Genomic DNA, 15,142 nt, shown 5'->3' on the forward strand with positions numbered 1-15,142 from the left:
GCCGACACCCAGGGCAGCCTGGAGGCGATCCAGGGCATCCTCGCCAAGAAGGAGACCGAGGACGTCAAGCTCAACGTGCTGCTCTCGGGCATCGGCTCGCCCACCGAGGGCGACGTGCTGCTCGCCTCGACGGCCGACGCGACCATCCTGTGCTTCAGCGTGACCGCCTCGGGCGGCGTGAAGAAGGTGGCCGACACCAAGGGCATTGAGATCAAGTCCTTCCGCATCATCTACGAACTCATCGACGAGGTGGACCGCCTGATCAAGGGCAACCTCGACCCCGTCTTCGAGGAGCGCTACCTGGGCCGCGCGGAGGTCCGCATGGTCATCCGCCACCCCAAGAGCGGCAACATTGCCGGGTCCTACGTGACCGACGGGCTGCTGCGGCGCAACGCGCGGGCCAAGGTCACCCGTGGTCGCCAGGTCGTGTACGAGGGCACTATCGTGGGCCTCAAGCGCTTCAAGGACGACGTGCGCGAGGTGCAAACCGGGTACGAGTGCGGCATCAACCTCGACTGGAACGATGTGATGGAAGGCGACATCATCGAGGCGAGCGAGATGGTGGAAGTGACGCAGGCGTAAGGAGCGGTCAGCTCTCAGCGTTCAGCAGTCAGCAAAAGAAGAGGGGCGGCTCTCCCGGATGGGGGCCGCCCCTCTTTCTTGTTGCGGGAACGCTCAGGTGTTCGCGCCGCCCGTGGTCGGGCTGGTCTGGTTCCCCGGCTGCCCGAAGCCGCGCGGGCCGTCCTGACCGTCACGGCCAAAGCCGCCGCGGCCCCCGCGCCCGAAGGTCAGGCCAAAGTTCTGGTCCGCCTGGGCGCGAGCGAGGAGCGCGTCGGCCTGGGCCTGGGTGAGCTGCCCGGCCTGCACCCCGGCGGTGAGGCTGGTCTTCAGGGCGGCGAGGGCAGCGTTTCGCACGGCAGCGGTGCTGACGCCCTTCGCCTGGGCGATCTGCGCGACCGTCTGGCCACTCTGAAGTTGTTGGGCAAGAGCCTGCTCGGTCAGTCCGAGGGTCCGGGCGACAGCGGCGGTCACAGCTTGACCAAAAGCGCCGCGCCCTCCCACCTGGCCGTTCGGCCCATCAAAGCCCAGGCGGCCACCGTGACCCCCGCGGCCCCCAAAGCCAAAGTTCAGCGGGGCATCTTGCAGCCGCGCCTTGAGGTCGGCGGCGCGGTCCTGGGGAATGTCCCCGGCCTGCACACCCTGGTCGATGGTGGCGCTCCCGGCGGCGACGGCGGCGGCCTTCAGGCGCTCCACCGTGATCCCGAGCTGGGCGGCGAGCTTCTGGAGGAATACGTCGGCGTAGTTCATGTCACTGGTCTGGGGGCGGGTCGGCGTGGTCTGACCACTCTGGTTCCGGGTGCCGGGTATGGTCTGCCCCGGCTGGGCGGGCTGCACGCGCTGGGGGGCGGTCGACTGCTGGGCGAGCACCAGTCCCGCGGTGAGGGGCAGGGCGGCGGCGAGCGCGATCAGGGGGGCGTTTTTCCTGCTGCGGTTCACGAAATCACACTCCTTGGAGAACGTCCGGTCAGGCTGACCGGCAAAGGCAGGGTGCCCGGGACCCGTTAAGTGGGGGCTAAAACGCCGGGTTGGTCGCCCTCCGGGTGGGGGCGGGCTGCTATGCTGGGGCGCCTTTTCCCCCTATGTCCCAGTCCGAGCCCTCCCCCACCCGCCCCAACGCGACACCCCTGCGGTGGTCACGGGCGCTGGCCTGGCCGGGGATGCTGACGCTGCTGTCGGTGCTGGCGGTGCTGCTGGGACATCAGCCGCCAGTGACGGACGGCGGGCCGCGCGTCACGGCGGGCAACGTCGCCCCCGTCCTTCCCGAGGTGCGGCCCGCGCCGCAGCCCACGCCCGGCCCGGCGCTGTCGGCCGCTCCACCCCCGGAACCGTTCCGGGCGGCGGGCGAGCGTAGCCGCGCTGCTGCACCCGTCCCGGCGTGGACTGCGCCCAGCCTCCCGCGCACCCTCGCGCTGCTGGGGCGGCGGCAGACGGACGGGGGCTGAGGACCGAGCGGTCGGCCCATAGCTCTCCACCCTCCGTTCTGAAGCCTGGAGTCTATTCGTGACGTACAACAATCCCAACCGAAACCGCAACCGTCGTCCGCCCCCCCGGCGTGCGGCGCCCAACTCCAGCAAGCCCAACCTCTGGACGGGGCTGCTGCTGCTGCTCACGCTGCTCGCCAGCCTGCTGTTCATCTGGCGGCCCTGGCAGCACCCGCAGACCCCCTTCTCGCTGTGGAACGACAAGTTCCAGTTCATGACGCTGGGCCTGGATCTCAAGGGCGGCCTGCGAATCGAACTCGCGCCCGAGAGCGGCACCGCCACCCGTGACGAACTCGACCGGGTGAAGACCGTGATCGAGAACCGCATCAACGCGCTCGGGGTGGCCGAGCCTACCGTGACGGTCTCGGGCGGCAAGCGCGTGGTCGTGGAGATTCCCGGCGCGACGCCCGCCGTGCAAAACCGCGCCCGCGAGATCATCGGGCGCACGGCGCGGCTGGAGTTCCGCATCGTGAACCAGGGGGCGCAGCCCGACCCCACGCTGAGGCAGCAGAAGCCCGAGACGGGCGGGTACAAGCTCCCCGACCTCGGCCCGGTGCAGGCGACGGGCGAGGTGATCGCCAACGCGCAGGCGGCGACCGATCCCACCTCTGGGCGCTGGGTGGTCACCTTCCAGACCACCGACAAGGGTGCACAGACCTTCGGGGACTTCACCGGCAAGAACGTCGGGCGGTTGATGGCGGTCGTGCTCGACGACCAGATCCAGTCGGTGGCGACCATCCAGCAGCGGCTCTTCCGCGACGTGCAGATCAGCGGCAGCTTCAGCCCTGAGGAGGCCAACCAGCTCGCCCTGGTGCTGAAGTCGGGCGCGCTACCCATCAAGATCAAGACCGAGGCCGAGCGGGCCATCGGGCCGACGCTGGGTGCGGACGCCATTCGCAGCGGCGCGATTGCCGCCCTGGTCGGCATTGGCCTGGTCTTCGCCATGCTGTTCCTGTACTACGGCCTGTGGTTCGGGCTGGTGGGCGCGCTGGGCCTGCTGTTCTCCAGCGTGATCATCCTGGGCCTGCTGGGCGGCTTCGGGGCGACCCTCACGCTGCCGGGCATCGCGGGTCTGGTCCTCACCATCGGCGCGGCGGTGGACGGCAACGTGATCTCCTTCGAACGCATCAAGGAGGAGCTGGCGCGGGGCAAGGGCATCCGGGGCTCCATCGGCGCCGGGTATCAGCACTCGACCGCCGCGATTCTGGACGTGAACGCCTCGCACCTGCTCTCGGCACTGGCGCTGTACAACTACTCGACCGGGCCGGTGAAGGGCTTCGCCGTCACCCTCATCATCGGCGTGCTCGCCTCGACGTTCTCGAACCTGGTGTTCGCCAAGTGGTTCATGCAGTGGCTGGCGCAGCGCAGACCCAACATGACGGCGCCGCAGTGGATCAAGCACACCCGCATCGACTTCATCAAGGCGGCGCCCATCGTGACCACGGTGAGCGTGCTGCTCGCGCTGGCGGGCGGATTGATCGTGGCGACGAAGGGGATGAACTACGGGGTGGATTTCACCTCCGGCACCACGCTGACGGTGCGGGCGAGCGGGCAGACGACCACTGAGCAGATGCGCGCCGCCGTGACGGGCGCGGGCATCACCAAGGTCACGCCGCAGAGCGCGACCATCCAGCGTGACGTGACCCCCGGCCTGAACGGCGCGCAGTACACCGTGAAGGTGCCGGAGCTGACGACGCCCGAGGTGCAAAAGCTCACCGCCGCCGTCGCCAAGCTCCCGCAGGGCCAGGTGCAGGCCAGCGAGACGGTCGGCCCGGCGGTCGGCCAGGAACTCACCCAGAAGACCCTCTACGCCGTGCTGCTGGGTCTGGCCCTGATCCTGATCTACGTCGGCTTCCGCTTCGACTTCATCATGGGGCTGGGCAGCATCGTCGCCGCCGTTCACGACGTGGCGATTGCGATGGGCCTGTTCAGCCTGCTGGGGCTGGAGTTCACGGTGGCGACCGTCGCCGCGCTGCTCACCCTGATTGGCTATTCGCTGAACGACTCCATCATCGTCTCCGACCGTATCCGCGAGAACCTGAAGGAGATGCGCGGGCGGCCGTACCGCGAGATCGTGAACACGTCCATCAACCAGACGCTCTCGCGCACGGTCATGACCTCGGTGAGCACGATGCTGCCGCTGGTCAGCCTGCTGGTCTTCGGTGGCCCGGTGCTGCGGGACTTCAGCCTGATCCTGCTGATCGGCATTCTGGTCGGCACGTACTCATCCATCTACATCGTCGCGCCCATGGTGGTGTACCTGGAGGAGTGGAAGGACCGCCGCAAGGGGGGCAGCCGGGCCGTGAAGGCGTAACCGGGAAGCACCTTTTGAAAAGCCGGAGGGAGGCCAAACGCCTCCCTCCGGCCGCTGTGTTCCGGCCGCCTCAGGACCAGTCTCGGTCCGGCCGGGGTTGCAATCGCCGCGCCGCGGCGCGGACCTCCTCCAGATCGACCGGGTCGTTGAAGGGGTCCTCGTCTAGGACGGTCACACGGTTGAGCAGCTCCTGCCAACGCCGCAACTCGTCCACGTAGGGGGCATACGGCACCCGCCGCAGGCAGTCTCCCTCCGAGACCAAGTCGCAGATGCCATTGTGCAGCCAGGTCCCCTTGCGCCAGTCGGGCATGTCCACGCCGGGAAAGAGGCAGATCCCGTGGACGTCGACCCCACGCGCCATCGCCGCCATCGACTCCTCCATCACGTCCCGGAGCCAGGCGGGGCGCCCCTCGCCCAGCCCACTCGTCTCGGCGATGACGATGGGGCGGCCGTAGCGTTCCCAGGCTATGGCGAGCAGGTCCGCCAGCGGCCGAATCCGCTCGTCGCGTGGCCCGAGTGCCTGGTGCGGGCCCTCCTCCCGGTATTCCATCTGCCCGAACGAGTAGCAGTTGACCCCCACGATGTCGAGCACCTCGGGTGATCCCCCCAGTTCCGGGTGCTGGCGACCCGCGAGGATGTCCCAGGCGACGAACGTGTCCTCGAAGGTCTCGTGACGCGCCTCGTCGGCCAGGTCGGGCCGACCCTCGGGCGGGACGACGTAGACGAGAGGATCGACGTTCACCATCCGGGCCCCGGGGTCGACCTCCCGGATGGCGTGGACCCCGGGGATGGCGGCGCGGCACAGGGCCACCCGCAGGGCCATCCGGTGGTCCCGGCCCTTCAGGTAAGGCGCCACCCAGCCCCACTCCCCGCCGCAGAACGAGAAGAAGGTGATTTCGTTGATCGGCGTGAAGCAGAGCGGTCCGGCGGTCCGCCCCCTAACGTACTCGGCCGCCGCCCGGCAGTACCGCGCGAACCTCTCCGTGAACTCGCCCGAAAGAGGGTCGAGGTCGTCCGGATACCCGTAGTGGCACAGGTCCCAGATCGGCATGAGCTGGCAGCGGTTCATCGCGTCGATCATGGGATCAAGCTGGGTGAAGTCGAACCCACCGTCTCTCTCCACCAGGGGCCAGGGGATGCCCTCGCGGACCACGGCGATGCCCAGACGGCGCATGATCCCGTAGTCCTCCTCGAAGGAGCGGTCGTGTTGCGTCTCGGCCACGAGGTTGCGGCGGCCCTGACGCTTCCAGTGAAAGGTCGAGCACTCGAAGCCCGAGAGGAAGAAGGTGGGAAAGAGGCCGGGGGTGGGGGGCATGGTCAAGGCTACAGCAGGGGTCCGGCCGTTCGGGAGTTTCTGAACGAAGGAGGAAACAATCCGTACCGGGTGGAACCGACCGGGGGAGGCGCGAGCAGGGGCGAGAGCCTGCAGGCAGAACGCGGGGAGCGCCCCCACCCCTCCCGAACAGGTCTGGGGGCTCCAACCCCCCTTTAACCCAGGCCGAATACGCTGCTCTCACCCCACTCCAGGAGGCCAGACATGAACCCGCATCCCCAACACCACGACGAGGACAACGACGACGAGATGGTCGGAACCCTGCTGAGCCGACGCTCGGCCCTGCGGCTGCTCGGTCTGAGCGGGGCGGGGCTGGCCGTGGGCGGGGGCGTGCTGGCTCAGCGGGGTGGGCCAAGCGGCACGAGCGCGGGCACGAGCGGCGCGGCTAGCCTGCCGGGCTGCGTGGTGCGCCCTGCCATGACCGAGGGGCCGTACTTCGTGGACGAGCGGCTGCGCCGCAGTGACATCCGCCGGGATACCACAACAAATCAGGCCAGCGCGGGCGTGCCGCTGACGCTGACGTTCGTCACCTCGCGCGTGGCGGTGAACGCCTGCCAGCCACGGGCGAACGTGCTGATCGACGTGTGGCAGTGCGACGGACTGGGCGTGTACTCGGATGTGGGGGGAAACGACGGGAACTTCCTGCGGGGCGCGCAGGTCACGGACGCGCGGGGCCGGGCGACCTTCACAACCGTCTACCCCGGCTGGTATCCGGGCCGGGCCGTCCACATCCACTTCAAGCTGCGGCCCCTGAACGCGGCGGGCCAGGCGACCGGGGAGTTTACCTCGCAACTGTTCTTTCCCGAGGAAGTCACCGACCGGGTCCACGCCCGCGCCCCCTACAACCGCAAGGGCAGGCGCAACGTGCTCAATGCCGAGGACGGCATCTACCGCAACGGGGGAAACCAGCTCCTGTTGAGCCCGGCGGGCAGCCCCGAGCAGGGCTACCAGGCCACGTTCGACGTGGGTTTGAATATCGGGTAAAGCAGGAGGTCAGGGGCCGGGGCGAGTGTGAAGACCCCGGCCCCTGTCTGTTCCGCCACTCCCGCTCCCATCTCGCGGAAGCGTAGCCTGAACCCATGACGGACACCGCGACGAAGAAAAAGCTGAACTGGAACAGCCATCACGTCACGCAGGGGGACGAGCGCGCCCCCAACCGGGCGATGCTGCGCGCGGTCGGCTTTCAGGACGGCGATTTCGACAAGGCGATCATCGGGGTGGCGCACGCGCAGAGCAACATCACGCCCTGCAACAACGGGCTGGGCGAACTTGCCGGGCACATCACCGACGCGATCCAGGGGGGCGGGGCGATGCCGCAGGTGTATGGCACGATCACGGTGTCCGACGGCATCAGCATGGGCACCGAGGGGATGAAGTGCAGTTTGGTGAGCCGCGAGGTGATCGCCGACTCCATCGAGACCGTCAGCCGGGGCCAGTCCCACGACGGCGTGATCGTGGTCGGCGGCTGCGACAAGAACATGCCGGGCGCGATGATCGGCATCGCGCGGCTGAACATTCCCGCCGTCTTCGTGTACGGCGGCACGATCAAGCCCGGCCATTACGACGGCAAGGACCTCACCATCGTCTCCGTCTTTGAAGCGGTCGGGGCCTACGGCGCGGGCAAGATGAGCCGTGAGGCCTTCGAGCAGATCGAAAAACGTGCCTGCCCCGGCAACGGCTCGTGCGGCGGCATGTACACGGCGAACACCATGAGCAGCGCCTTCGAGGCGATGGGGATGAGCCTCCCCTATTCCTCCACCATGAGCGCGGTGGACGCGGAAAAGGCGACCTCGGCCGCCGACTCGGCCCGCGCACTGCTCGGGCTGATCGAGCGCGATATCCGGCCGCTGGACATCCTGACCAAGGAGGCCTTCGAGAACGCGATCACGGTCGTGATGGCGGTGGGCGGCTCCACGAACGCCGTGCTGCACCTGATGGCGATTGCCCACGCCTGCGACGTGCCGCTGGCGCTGGAGGACTTCGAGCGCATCCGCGAGCGCACGCCGGTCTTCTGCGACCTCAAGCCCAGCGGGAAATACGTGGCGACCGACCTGCACGAGGTGGGCGGCATCCCGCGCGTGATGAAGATGCTGCTGAAGGTGGGCCTGCTGCACGGCGACTGCCTGACAGTGACCGGCAAGACGGTGGCAGAGAATCTGGCAGACGTGCCCGACGGGCCTGACCCCGGCCAGGACGTGATCCTGCCCTACGATCAGCCGCTCTACGGGCAGGGACACCTCGCCATCCTGCGGGGGAATCTCGCGCCGGAAGGGTCGGTCGCCAAGATCAGCGGCCTGAGGCACATCAAGATCACCGGCCCCGCCCGCGTCTTCGACTCGGAGGAGGAGTGCATGGCGGCGATCATGGGCGACCAGATTCGCGCCGGGGACGTGCTCGTGATCCGTTACGAGGGGCCCAGGGGCGGCCCAGGAATGCGGGAAATGCTCTCGCCCACCAGCGCGATCATCGGCAAGGAGCTGGGGGACAGCGTGGGATTGATCACCGACGGGCGCTTCAGCGGCGGCACGTATGGGCTGGTGGTCGGCCATGTCGCGCCCGAAGCTTATGTGGGTGGCCCCATCGCGCTCGTGCAAGAGGGCGACACCATCGAGCTGAATGCCGAAACCTGCGAGTTGACGCTGCACGTGGACGAGACCGAGCTGGCTCGTCGCCGGGCCGCCTGGGTCGCGCCGGAGCCCCGGTACAAGCGCGGCGTGCTGGCGAAATACGCGCGGGTAGTGAGCAGCGCGGCACGGGGGGCGGTGACGGACTGAGGGCAGGGAGCAGCAAAGAGGTGCCGGTATGGCGCAGTTCCCTGATTACCGGACGAACAATAGGCGATTGGCAGACCGCGCCTGGCCTGGCGAAGACGTACCTTGAGGGATGAACTTACAAGACATCGCCGTTCGCGGTGAGTGGCGCGAGCTGGTCACCCCTGGGTTGCAAAATGCCCTGGAATGGCTGGAGGCCCAGGGCGTGGAATTCTTCTGGACGCATGGAGGCAGCCTCCCTCCGGGTACCTACCTCTTCAACGCGAAAAAGGACGATGTCCTGCTGACCTCACATGACGGCTCCGAGATGCCCCGAAAGGCGATCAGCGAGGCCATTCTGGGCGTGATGACAGCGCACGGGGCTTTTCCACAGCAGGAATCCGCGTCTTCCCGGCGTACCCGCAACCGGGCTCGCGCCCTGTCCTCCCCTCTCCGATGATGGTCATGCCAGCAAGGAACCAGCCATGGACAGCATGATCTACGCTTCGGTGCGGCAGGTGGGTTCGACCTGGTACTACATCGCCCTGACGCAGAAACGCTCGCATGAGGACGCGCTCAATGTGGGCATGATGCAGGCGGAGCTCTACCTGAGCGATCTGGGCCTGGTGGACGCGGCGGCGGCCCCCTATCTGGAGGGCGCGCGGAAAGCCATCGCCGGAGTCATGCAGGGACGGCTTCAAAATTAGCACCAGGGTGAGGGGCTCCCTTTCCGCCCGGGCTGCCACACCGGAAAGAGAGGTCACGATTTGCCGTCTTCCACACTGAAGCTCCGCTGGATGCCCGGAACGAATGACCGGGTCCGTTTCGAGAAGGGCGGCCGCACGTTCACGGTGCTGCTGCGGGATGTTCAGCGCCCTGACGCCCATAGCCTCAATTCGCTGTACCTCAGCGGCAGCGTGACTATCAGGGTCACCCGGGTGCACCTGTCGGACCTGATGGGTTCCCTCCGGCAGCACGTGACGCCCAGGGCCGAGGGCACGGCTCAGGACGCCTGGGTGAACGAGGGTGGCCTGGCGGCGGACGAGCCGCAGGACGATCCACCCGGAGAGCCGGTGGAGCAGCCGTAGCCCGGCCTGCCGATCCGCCTCTACTCGCGGGGCGGGAAGGAAAGATGGCCCTCGAACTGCCACTCGCTGAACTTCCTGGGCTTCTTCTCGGTCAGGGTGCCCTGCATCGGGCCGTGCTGGGTCAGCACGTGAACGGCGCAGCAGCCCCCGCTCGTGCCGCAGGCCGCTCGCAGGGCCTGAATGTCCAAGTCGAGGGCGGCGCTCTGCCGCGCCCGGGGCTCGGCGAAAATGGTCAGCCGTTTGTTCTGTTCGACGTGGTATTTCCCCTGCAAGGTCAGCATGAGGGCACCGTATCCCAAAAGGCGGGGCACAAAAGTTCTGACGGGCCGGGGACGCCCGCCCCCACCCCCCTGGGCTAGACTCCACCCATGTTCGTCTCCCCTGGTGCCCCGTCCGTCACGGTGGCGTTTCTCGCGGGCCTGATCTCGTTTCTCAGCCCGTGCGTGCTGCCGCTGGTGCCCAGTTACCTGGGCGTGATCGGCGGGGCGCGGGCACCCCTCACGCGGGCGCTGGGCTTCATCCTGGGCTTCGGGCTGGTCTTTATCGCTCTGGGGGCGACGGCAAGCAGCCTGGGGGCAGTGCTGGCGCCACATAAGATCCTGCTCGGGCAGGTGGCGGGCCTGCTGATCGTCTTGTTCGGACTGGTGATGCTGGGCGTGATTCGCCTGCCGTTCCTGATGCGGGACACGCGGGCCCTGGCGAATGCGGGCGGCTACGGACCGGTGGCCCTGGGGGCAGCCTTCGCCTTCGGCTGGAGCCCCTGCCTGGGGCCAACCCTGGGGAGCATCCTGGGGCTGGCCGCCAGCAGCGCGAACCTGAGCACAGGGGTGGGCCTCCTTGCCATCTACACGCTGGGCCTGGCCGTCCCGTTCCTGCTGGCGGCGCTGTTGTGGGACCGCCTGAACCTGCGGCGCCTGAACCGCTACGCGGGGGTGTTTGAGAAGGTGGGAGGTGCAGTGCTCGTCCTCGTCGGCCTGCTGATGGTCACCGGGCAGTTCACCCGACTGGCGTCGTTCTTCTCAGAGATCATGCCCGTGTGGCTACTGAAGTGACGGAACCTGGACCTCACGCCCTCCAGCTCCGCGACATCTGGCTGAGATTGGGCCGCGAGGTCATCCTGCGCGGGGTGACGCTGGACGTGCCTGCCGGGGAGGGCGTGACCCTGCTGGGTGAGAACGGGGCGGGCAAGACCACATTGCTGCGGCTACTTGCGTCGGGACTGCGGCCCACCCGGGGCGAGGGGCGGGTGCTGGGCTTCGACCTGCGGGACGGGCGGGCAGTGCGCGACTGCGTTCACCTCATGCCGGTGGACGCGGGGCTGTACCCGGACCTGACGGGGGCGGAGAATCTGGACTTTGCATTGAAGATGCACGGGCAGCGCGGCGACGTGACTGGGGCGCTCAGGCAGGTGGGGCTGGAGCGGGCCGCGAACCGACGAGTCCGCTTCCTGTCGGCGGGCATGCGGAAGCGGCTGGCCCTGGCACGGGCCCATCTGCTCGCCCGGCCCATCACGCTGGTGGACGAGCCCTTCGCCAACCTGGACGACGCGGGGCGGGAGCTGACGCTCGACCTGCTGGGGGACCTCTTGGCGCGGGGGGTGACGCTGGTGGTCGCCGCGCACGAACCGCACCTGGCCCGGCAAGTCGCTCCCCGGGCGCTGCGGCTGGTCGGCGGGCGGCTGGAGGAGGACCGTGGAACGTAAGGGGTGGAACGTGGACCCGTCTCCTACGGCCCACGAGGCACCGTCTGCCCTCCGATCCGTCCTCACCCTGGCGGCCAAGGACCTGCGGGTGGCCGGACGCACGCGGGACACGTTGCTGGCGACGGCCTTCTTTGCGGGGCTGGTGCTGCTCGTCCTGGGGCTGGCGCTGGGGGGGGACGTTTCGGCGCGCACGCCTGAGCAGACGGCGGGTGTGGCGGCGGGCGCGGTGTGGACGGCCCTCGCGCTTGCCGCGGCGGTGGGGGCGCAGCGGGCCTTCGCGCAGGAGCAGGAGGCGGGGGCGCTGGAGCAGCTCACCCTGTACCCGGGGCCGCACGGGGCACTGTACCCGGGCAAGCTGATGGGCGTTCTGGGGCCGCTGCTTCTGGTGGCGGCGTTCACCCTCCCGGCGGGGCTGATCCTCTTCGGGGCGGCAGGTGCGGGACGGGGGGTGCCCTGGCTGCCACTGGCCCTCCTCACCGTCCTCGGCGTGGTGGGCTTCGCGGCGGGCACGACCTTTTACGGCTCGATCACGGTCAACCTGCGGGCGCGGGAGGCGCTGCTCCCGGCGCTGGCCTTTCCCATCCTGGTGCCAGTGGTCATCGCCTCCGTCAAGGGCACGAGTCTGTTGTTGATCGGTGGCTGGACTCCGGAAGTCACGACCTGGGTGGTGTTCCTGGCCGCCTTCGACGTGGGGACGATTATCCTGGCGACGCTGCTGTTTCCCTTCGCCGTGGAGGGGTAGCGGGCGGTACAGTGGCGTATGCGGAAGAGAAGGGCCGCCACGGACGGGCACGCATGAACCACCAGCACACCGACGGGCAGCGGGGACACGAATTGCTGACTGCCCTCGGACGTGATCCTTCGGCCCCGATTGATCAACTGAACCTGGACGGCTGCCACCTCACGGCCCTGCCGGAGAGTCTGCGCCGCTGTACAGATGCCCGAGTTCTGAGTGTGTACGACAACGAGTTGACGGCCGTGCCGGACTGGGTGTGGAGCTTGACGCGGCTGACCACGCTCAACCTTTCGGCGAATCGGCTGACCGAGCTTTCGCCTGAACTGGGAAGATTGACGGCGTTGGAAATGCTCGACCTCGGCCATAACGGGCTGAATGAGCTTCCCGACGTGTTTTCCGAGCTGCGAGGCCTGAAGTTCCTGTATTTGAGCAACAACCGCCTGACGGGGCTGCCCGCGTCGCTACGGCACCTGGACTCGCTGACCTACCTCAACGTGACGGACAATGCACTCACGGGGTTGCCGGAGTGGCTGGGCGAGTTGGGGAGTCTGGTCGAAGTGCGGGCCTACAACAATGTCCTCTCGTCCCTGCCCGCCTCCCTCGGGGATTTGACGGAACTACGCGAACTCCACGCGATGAACAACCGCCTGGGCGGGGTGCGTCCCGAACTGGGACAGTGCAGGCACCTGAGCAGACTGATGCTCCAGGGGAACGCGCTCACGACCCTGCCCGGCGAGATCGGGCAGTTGGGGATGCTGGCCGAGCTGGACCTGCGGTTCAACGCCCTGTCGGAGTTGCCCGCCGAGGTGGGGGAGTTGGAGGGCCTGCGGGTTCTCGACCTGCGGGCCAACAGGCTGACCACGGTGCCCGAAGGGCTTGCCTTCCTCTCCAGGCTGGAAAAACTCGACCTGCGCTGGAACCGACTGTCCTCGCTCCCCCCCGCGTTCCAGCGGTTGAAGGAGCGGGGGTGTTTGATCTACACCTGAACCCTCCCCCTCACGGTCCTCCCGCCACGAGCAGCACGGCCCGCCCGTCGTGGTCCCCAGTCGTCTCGGCGGGCGTATCAAGCCGCGAGCCGAGGTCCACGTATCCGGCCCGTTTGAACCCGGTGCGGCTATTCAGCTTGTCCGCCAGGTCCTCCCGGGCGACCTGGAAGGAACGGTAGGGGTGCCCGGGCTGCGGGAACAGGCGAACGCCTTCCAGGCTAAAGGCACCGGTAAAGGCGAAGCCGCCGTCCACGGCCACCGGCCCGAAGATGCGCCCGTGGTTATTGGGCACGACGAAGGGGGCGTCGCTGAACGCCTGCCCGTCACCCTTGGGGAGCATGGGAGAGAGGCGCCCCCCGACCTCCCCGAAGTACCCGCTGGAATGGCCACTCCGCGCGGGGTAGCCCGCCCCCGTCATCGCGGTGAGGAGACGGGCGGTGGCCTCCTCCGGCGTGCGGGCGAGGCGGTCTATGAAGAGCACGTTGATCGGCTCACGCAGGGTGCGCCCACCCAGCCGCTCGCCGAGCCAGGTCGCGGGCACGAGGTCCTTCGTGATCATCCAGCGGCCCACCTCACCGATGCCCGGCACCGTGGCGGGCGGTTCGGGGGGACGGTAAGTGGCCGGGTCGGGGGCCGGGGCGGCTGGCCCCGGGGTGGCCGAGGGAGCACACGCGCCGAGGAGCACGGCGAACAGGGCGGCGAGGACCAGCAGGAGCAGGGCGCGGGCACGGTTCACGGAATACCTCCGGGGTGGGACGTTCCTACAGTACCGCCCCCCCCGGCGGGGACACTCGCACTTGCCTGCGCGCCCTTCCAGACGAGATGCTGTTTGTGCGAAAAGATTCCTGCGCGTGGTTCTATCACGGTGATGGGGCTGGGCGCGGGTCAGAATGGGGTTCGACATGAGACAAGACCGCGTGACGACGCTGCTGGGGGGCGCCACGCTGCTGGCCCTCGCGGCAGCGGTGGTACTGGGCCTGCGGGCGCCGCTGGACATCAACCAAGGCTCACTGGTGCGGCTGATGTTTGTGCATGTGCCGAGCGCGTGGCTGAGTTACCTGGCGTATGGCGGCACTGGCCTGTTTGGGCTGCTGTACCTCATCACCCGTCAGCGCCGCTGGGACCGCCTCGCGCTGAGCAGCGCGGAGATCGGCGTGCTGTTCACCGTGACGACCATCGTGGGCGGGATGCTGTGGGCCAAGCCGACCTGGGGCACGTACTGGGTCTGGGATGCGCGGCTGACGACGACCGCGTTGAGCCTCGTCGTGTATGGGGGCTACCTGCTGATCCGCACGCTGATCGACGACCCTGAACGGCGGGCGCGTGTGGCGGCGGTTGTGGGGCTGGTTGGGACGCTGTACGTGCCGGTCAACTACATGGCGGTCGAGTGGTGGCGCGGCGTTCACCAGACGCAGACGCTGAAGCTGCTGGGCAAGGTCCGCTTCGACGCGGCGCCCATCTACGGCTGGGTGCTGCTCGCCGCCACGGTGGCCTTTACCCTGCTGTACTTCTACCTGCTGCGTGTGCGCGCCATCCTCGCCGCCCGCGAGGAAGCGCGCGAGGAACGCGAGCTGATGCAAGACCTCTCGCCGCTGGAGGTGGCGCGTGGATAAGTACGCCGCTTACGTGATCGTGGTCTATGTGGTGACCTTCGTGCTCCTCGCCGCCTACCTGGTCTGGATGTGGTGGAAGCTGCGCGCGGTGCGGGAGGAGGAGCGCAAATGACGCCCGCCACTCCCCTGCCCCGGGCCAGGCGGCGCCAGCGGAATCCCTGGCCGACCGTGCTGGGCGTGCTGGCCCTCGTAGGTCTGACAGCCACCATCGCCTTCGGGAATCTGGGCAAGAGCCTGGAATACTTCGTAACGCCGACCGAGTACATGCAGCAACAGGCACAGTACGAGGGCCGCCCGCTGCGGATCGGCGGGCTGGTGAAGGCCGTGCAGTACAACCCGCAGACCCTCGACCTGAAATTCAACGTGACGGACGGCGGCGCCACCTTCCCGGTGCAGTACCGCGGCGCGGTCAGCGACCTGTTCAAGGAGAACCAGGGCGTGGTCGTGCGTGGGACGTTCCAGGGCAACACCTTCCACGCCACCGACCTCGTGGTGAAGCACTCCGAGGAGTACCACGTGCCGAAGACGCAGGCCGAACTCAAGAAGCTCCTTCAGGAAGACCAGAGCCAGCAATGAGG

Annotated in this window: 19 protein-coding genes (1 of these 19 only partly in view); 15 read left to right on the forward strand and 4 right to left on the reverse strand. The window is 68.2% G+C overall.

The window, feature by feature from the left end; all coding sequences use genetic code 11:
- Positions 1 to 582 carry the final stretch of a translation initiation factor IF-2 gene (infB, locus tag F784_RS0105670; RefSeq protein ID WP_019585746.1) on the forward strand. It extends 1,260 nt beyond the left edge of the window, so the window shows 582 of its 1,842 coding nt (coding positions 1,261–1,842); the start codon falls outside the window, past its left edge; it ends in the stop codon at positions 580 to 582.
- A 93-nt stretch (positions 583 to 675) separates the two neighbouring features.
- Here the strand turns inward: infB and F784_RS0105675 are convergent, their stop codons facing one another.
- Positions 676 to 1,497 (reverse strand): hypothetical protein, encoded by an 822-nt coding sequence (locus F784_RS0105675; protein ID WP_019585747.1) that lies wholly within the window; start codon positions 1,495 to 1,497, stop codon positions 676 to 678.
- A 143-nt stretch (positions 1,498 to 1,640) separates the two neighbouring features.
- Here F784_RS0105675 and F784_RS0105680 point away from each other — a divergent pair, with 143 nt between their 5' ends.
- Together F784_RS0105680 and secD are read left to right on the forward strand one after the other, a co-directional pair.
- A complete protein-coding gene (locus tag F784_RS0105680; protein WP_026332294.1) occupies positions 1,641 to 2,003 on the forward strand; it encodes a hypothetical protein in 363 nt (120 codons plus the stop codon).
- Between the two features lie 58 nt (positions 2,004 to 2,061).
- Positions 2,062 to 4,356: a protein translocase subunit SecD gene (secD, locus tag F784_RS0105685; RefSeq protein ID WP_019585750.1), complete on the forward strand. Its 2,295-nt coding sequence runs from the start codon at positions 2,062 to 2,064 to the stop codon at positions 4,354 to 4,356.
- Positions 4,357 to 4,426: 70 nt separating this feature from the next.
- Here the strand turns inward: secD and F784_RS0105690 are convergent, their stop codons facing one another.
- On the reverse strand, positions 4,427 to 5,671 hold the full coding sequence (locus F784_RS0105690; RefSeq protein ID WP_019585751.1) for a glycoside hydrolase family 1 protein: 1,245 nt from the start codon (positions 5,669 to 5,671) through the stop codon (positions 4,427 to 4,429).
- A 222-nt stretch (positions 5,672 to 5,893) separates the two neighbouring features.
- Between F784_RS0105690 and F784_RS0105695 the strand changes: the two genes are divergently transcribed.
- The 5 genes from F784_RS0105695 to F784_RS0105715 all read left to right on the forward strand — a co-directional run bounded on the left by F784_RS0105695 (position 5,894) and on the right by F784_RS0105715 (position 9,527).
- Positions 5,894 to 6,673 (forward strand): intradiol ring-cleavage dioxygenase, encoded by a 780-nt coding sequence (locus F784_RS0105695; protein WP_019585752.1) that lies wholly within the window; start codon positions 5,894 to 5,896, stop codon positions 6,671 to 6,673.
- Between the two features lie 95 nt (positions 6,674 to 6,768).
- Positions 6,769 to 8,463, forward strand: a complete 1,695-nt coding sequence (gene ilvD, locus F784_RS0105700; RefSeq protein ID WP_019585753.1) for a dihydroxy-acid dehydratase — start codon at positions 6,769 to 6,771, stop codon at positions 8,461 to 8,463.
- A 109-nt stretch (positions 8,464 to 8,572) separates the two neighbouring features.
- Positions 8,573 to 8,899 (forward strand): hypothetical protein, encoded by a 327-nt coding sequence (locus F784_RS0105705; protein ID WP_019585754.1) that lies wholly within the window; start codon positions 8,573 to 8,575, stop codon positions 8,897 to 8,899.
- Positions 8,900 to 8,924: 25 nt separating this feature from the next.
- Positions 8,925 to 9,146: a hypothetical protein gene (locus F784_RS0105710; protein WP_019585755.1), complete on the forward strand. Its 222-nt coding sequence runs from the start codon at positions 8,925 to 8,927 to the stop codon at positions 9,144 to 9,146.
- 90 nt (positions 9,147 to 9,236) lie between these two features.
- Positions 9,237 to 9,527 carry a hypothetical protein gene (locus F784_RS0105715; protein WP_019585756.1) on the forward strand — a complete coding sequence of 97 codons (291 nt, stop codon included), beginning with the start codon at positions 9,237 to 9,239 and terminating at the stop codon, positions 9,525 to 9,527.
- A 20-nt stretch (positions 9,528 to 9,547) separates the two neighbouring features.
- On the opposite strand, the gene F784_RS0105720 is transcribed toward F784_RS0105715, so the two are convergent.
- Positions 9,548 to 9,808, reverse strand: a complete 261-nt coding sequence (locus tag F784_RS0105720; protein ID WP_019585757.1) for a hypothetical protein — start codon at positions 9,806 to 9,808, stop codon at positions 9,548 to 9,550.
- Between the two features lie 87 nt (positions 9,809 to 9,895).
- Between F784_RS0105720 and F784_RS0105725 the strand changes: the two genes are divergently transcribed.
- Genes F784_RS0105725 through F784_RS0105740 form a run of 4 tightly spaced genes read left to right on the forward strand, consistent with a single transcriptional unit; the run spans position 9,896 to position 12,951 of the window.
- Positions 9,896 to 10,579, forward strand: a complete 684-nt coding sequence (locus F784_RS0105725) for a cytochrome c biogenesis CcdA family protein (RefSeq protein ID WP_019585758.1) — start codon at positions 9,896 to 9,898, stop codon at positions 10,577 to 10,579.
- The gene (gene ccmA / locus F784_RS0105730) at positions 10,564 to 11,229 is read left to right on the forward strand and encodes a heme ABC exporter ATP-binding protein CcmA (RefSeq protein WP_157465044.1); all 666 of its coding nucleotides are present in this window, start codon (positions 10,564 to 10,566) and stop codon (positions 11,227 to 11,229) included. The genes F784_RS0105725 and ccmA overlap by 16 nt, the downstream gene beginning before the upstream one ends.
- Positions 11,219 to 11,971, forward strand: a complete 753-nt coding sequence (locus tag F784_RS0105735; RefSeq protein ID WP_019585760.1) for a heme exporter protein CcmB — start codon at positions 11,219 to 11,221, stop codon at positions 11,969 to 11,971. The genes ccmA and F784_RS0105735 overlap by 11 nt, the downstream gene beginning before the upstream one ends.
- 53 nt (positions 11,972 to 12,024) lie before the next feature.
- Positions 12,025 to 12,951 carry a leucine-rich repeat domain-containing protein gene (locus F784_RS0105740; RefSeq protein ID WP_019585761.1) on the forward strand — a complete coding sequence of 309 codons (927 nt, stop codon included), beginning with the start codon at positions 12,025 to 12,027 and terminating at the stop codon, positions 12,949 to 12,951.
- Between the two features lie 10 nt (positions 12,952 to 12,961).
- Here the strand turns inward: F784_RS0105740 and F784_RS0105745 are convergent, their stop codons facing one another.
- Positions 12,962 to 13,687 carry a hypothetical protein gene (locus F784_RS0105745; protein WP_019585762.1) on the reverse strand — a complete coding sequence of 242 codons (726 nt, stop codon included), beginning with the start codon at positions 13,685 to 13,687 and terminating at the stop codon, positions 12,962 to 12,964.
- A gap of 166 nt (positions 13,688 to 13,853) precedes the next feature.
- Between F784_RS0105745 and ccsA the strand changes: the two genes are divergently transcribed.
- The 3 genes from ccsA to ccmE are packed head-to-tail and all read left to right on the forward strand — an operon-like array spanning position 13,854 to position 15,140.
- Positions 13,854 to 14,564, forward strand: coding sequence for a cytochrome c biogenesis protein CcsA (gene ccsA / locus F784_RS0105750; protein WP_026332296.1), 711 nt, complete (start codon positions 13,854 to 13,856; stop codon positions 14,562 to 14,564).
- On the forward strand, positions 14,557 to 14,676 hold the full coding sequence (ccmD, locus tag F784_RS25150; RefSeq protein ID WP_019585764.1) for a heme exporter protein CcmD: 120 nt from the start codon (positions 14,557 to 14,559) through the stop codon (positions 14,674 to 14,676). Before ccsA ends, ccmD begins: the two co-directional genes overlap by 8 nt.
- Positions 14,673 to 15,140: a cytochrome c maturation protein CcmE gene (ccmE, locus tag F784_RS0105760; RefSeq protein ID WP_019585765.1), complete on the forward strand. Its 468-nt coding sequence runs from the start codon at positions 14,673 to 14,675 to the stop codon at positions 15,138 to 15,140. The genes ccmD and ccmE overlap by 4 nt, the downstream gene beginning before the upstream one ends.
- Positions 15,141 to 15,142: the final 2 nt, after the last annotated feature.

This window comes from Deinococcus apachensis DSM 19763, from assembly GCF_000381345.1.
In the GTDB taxonomy this organism is placed as follows: Bacteria; Deinococcota; Deinococci; order Deinococcales; family Deinococcaceae; genus Deinococcus; species Deinococcus apachensis.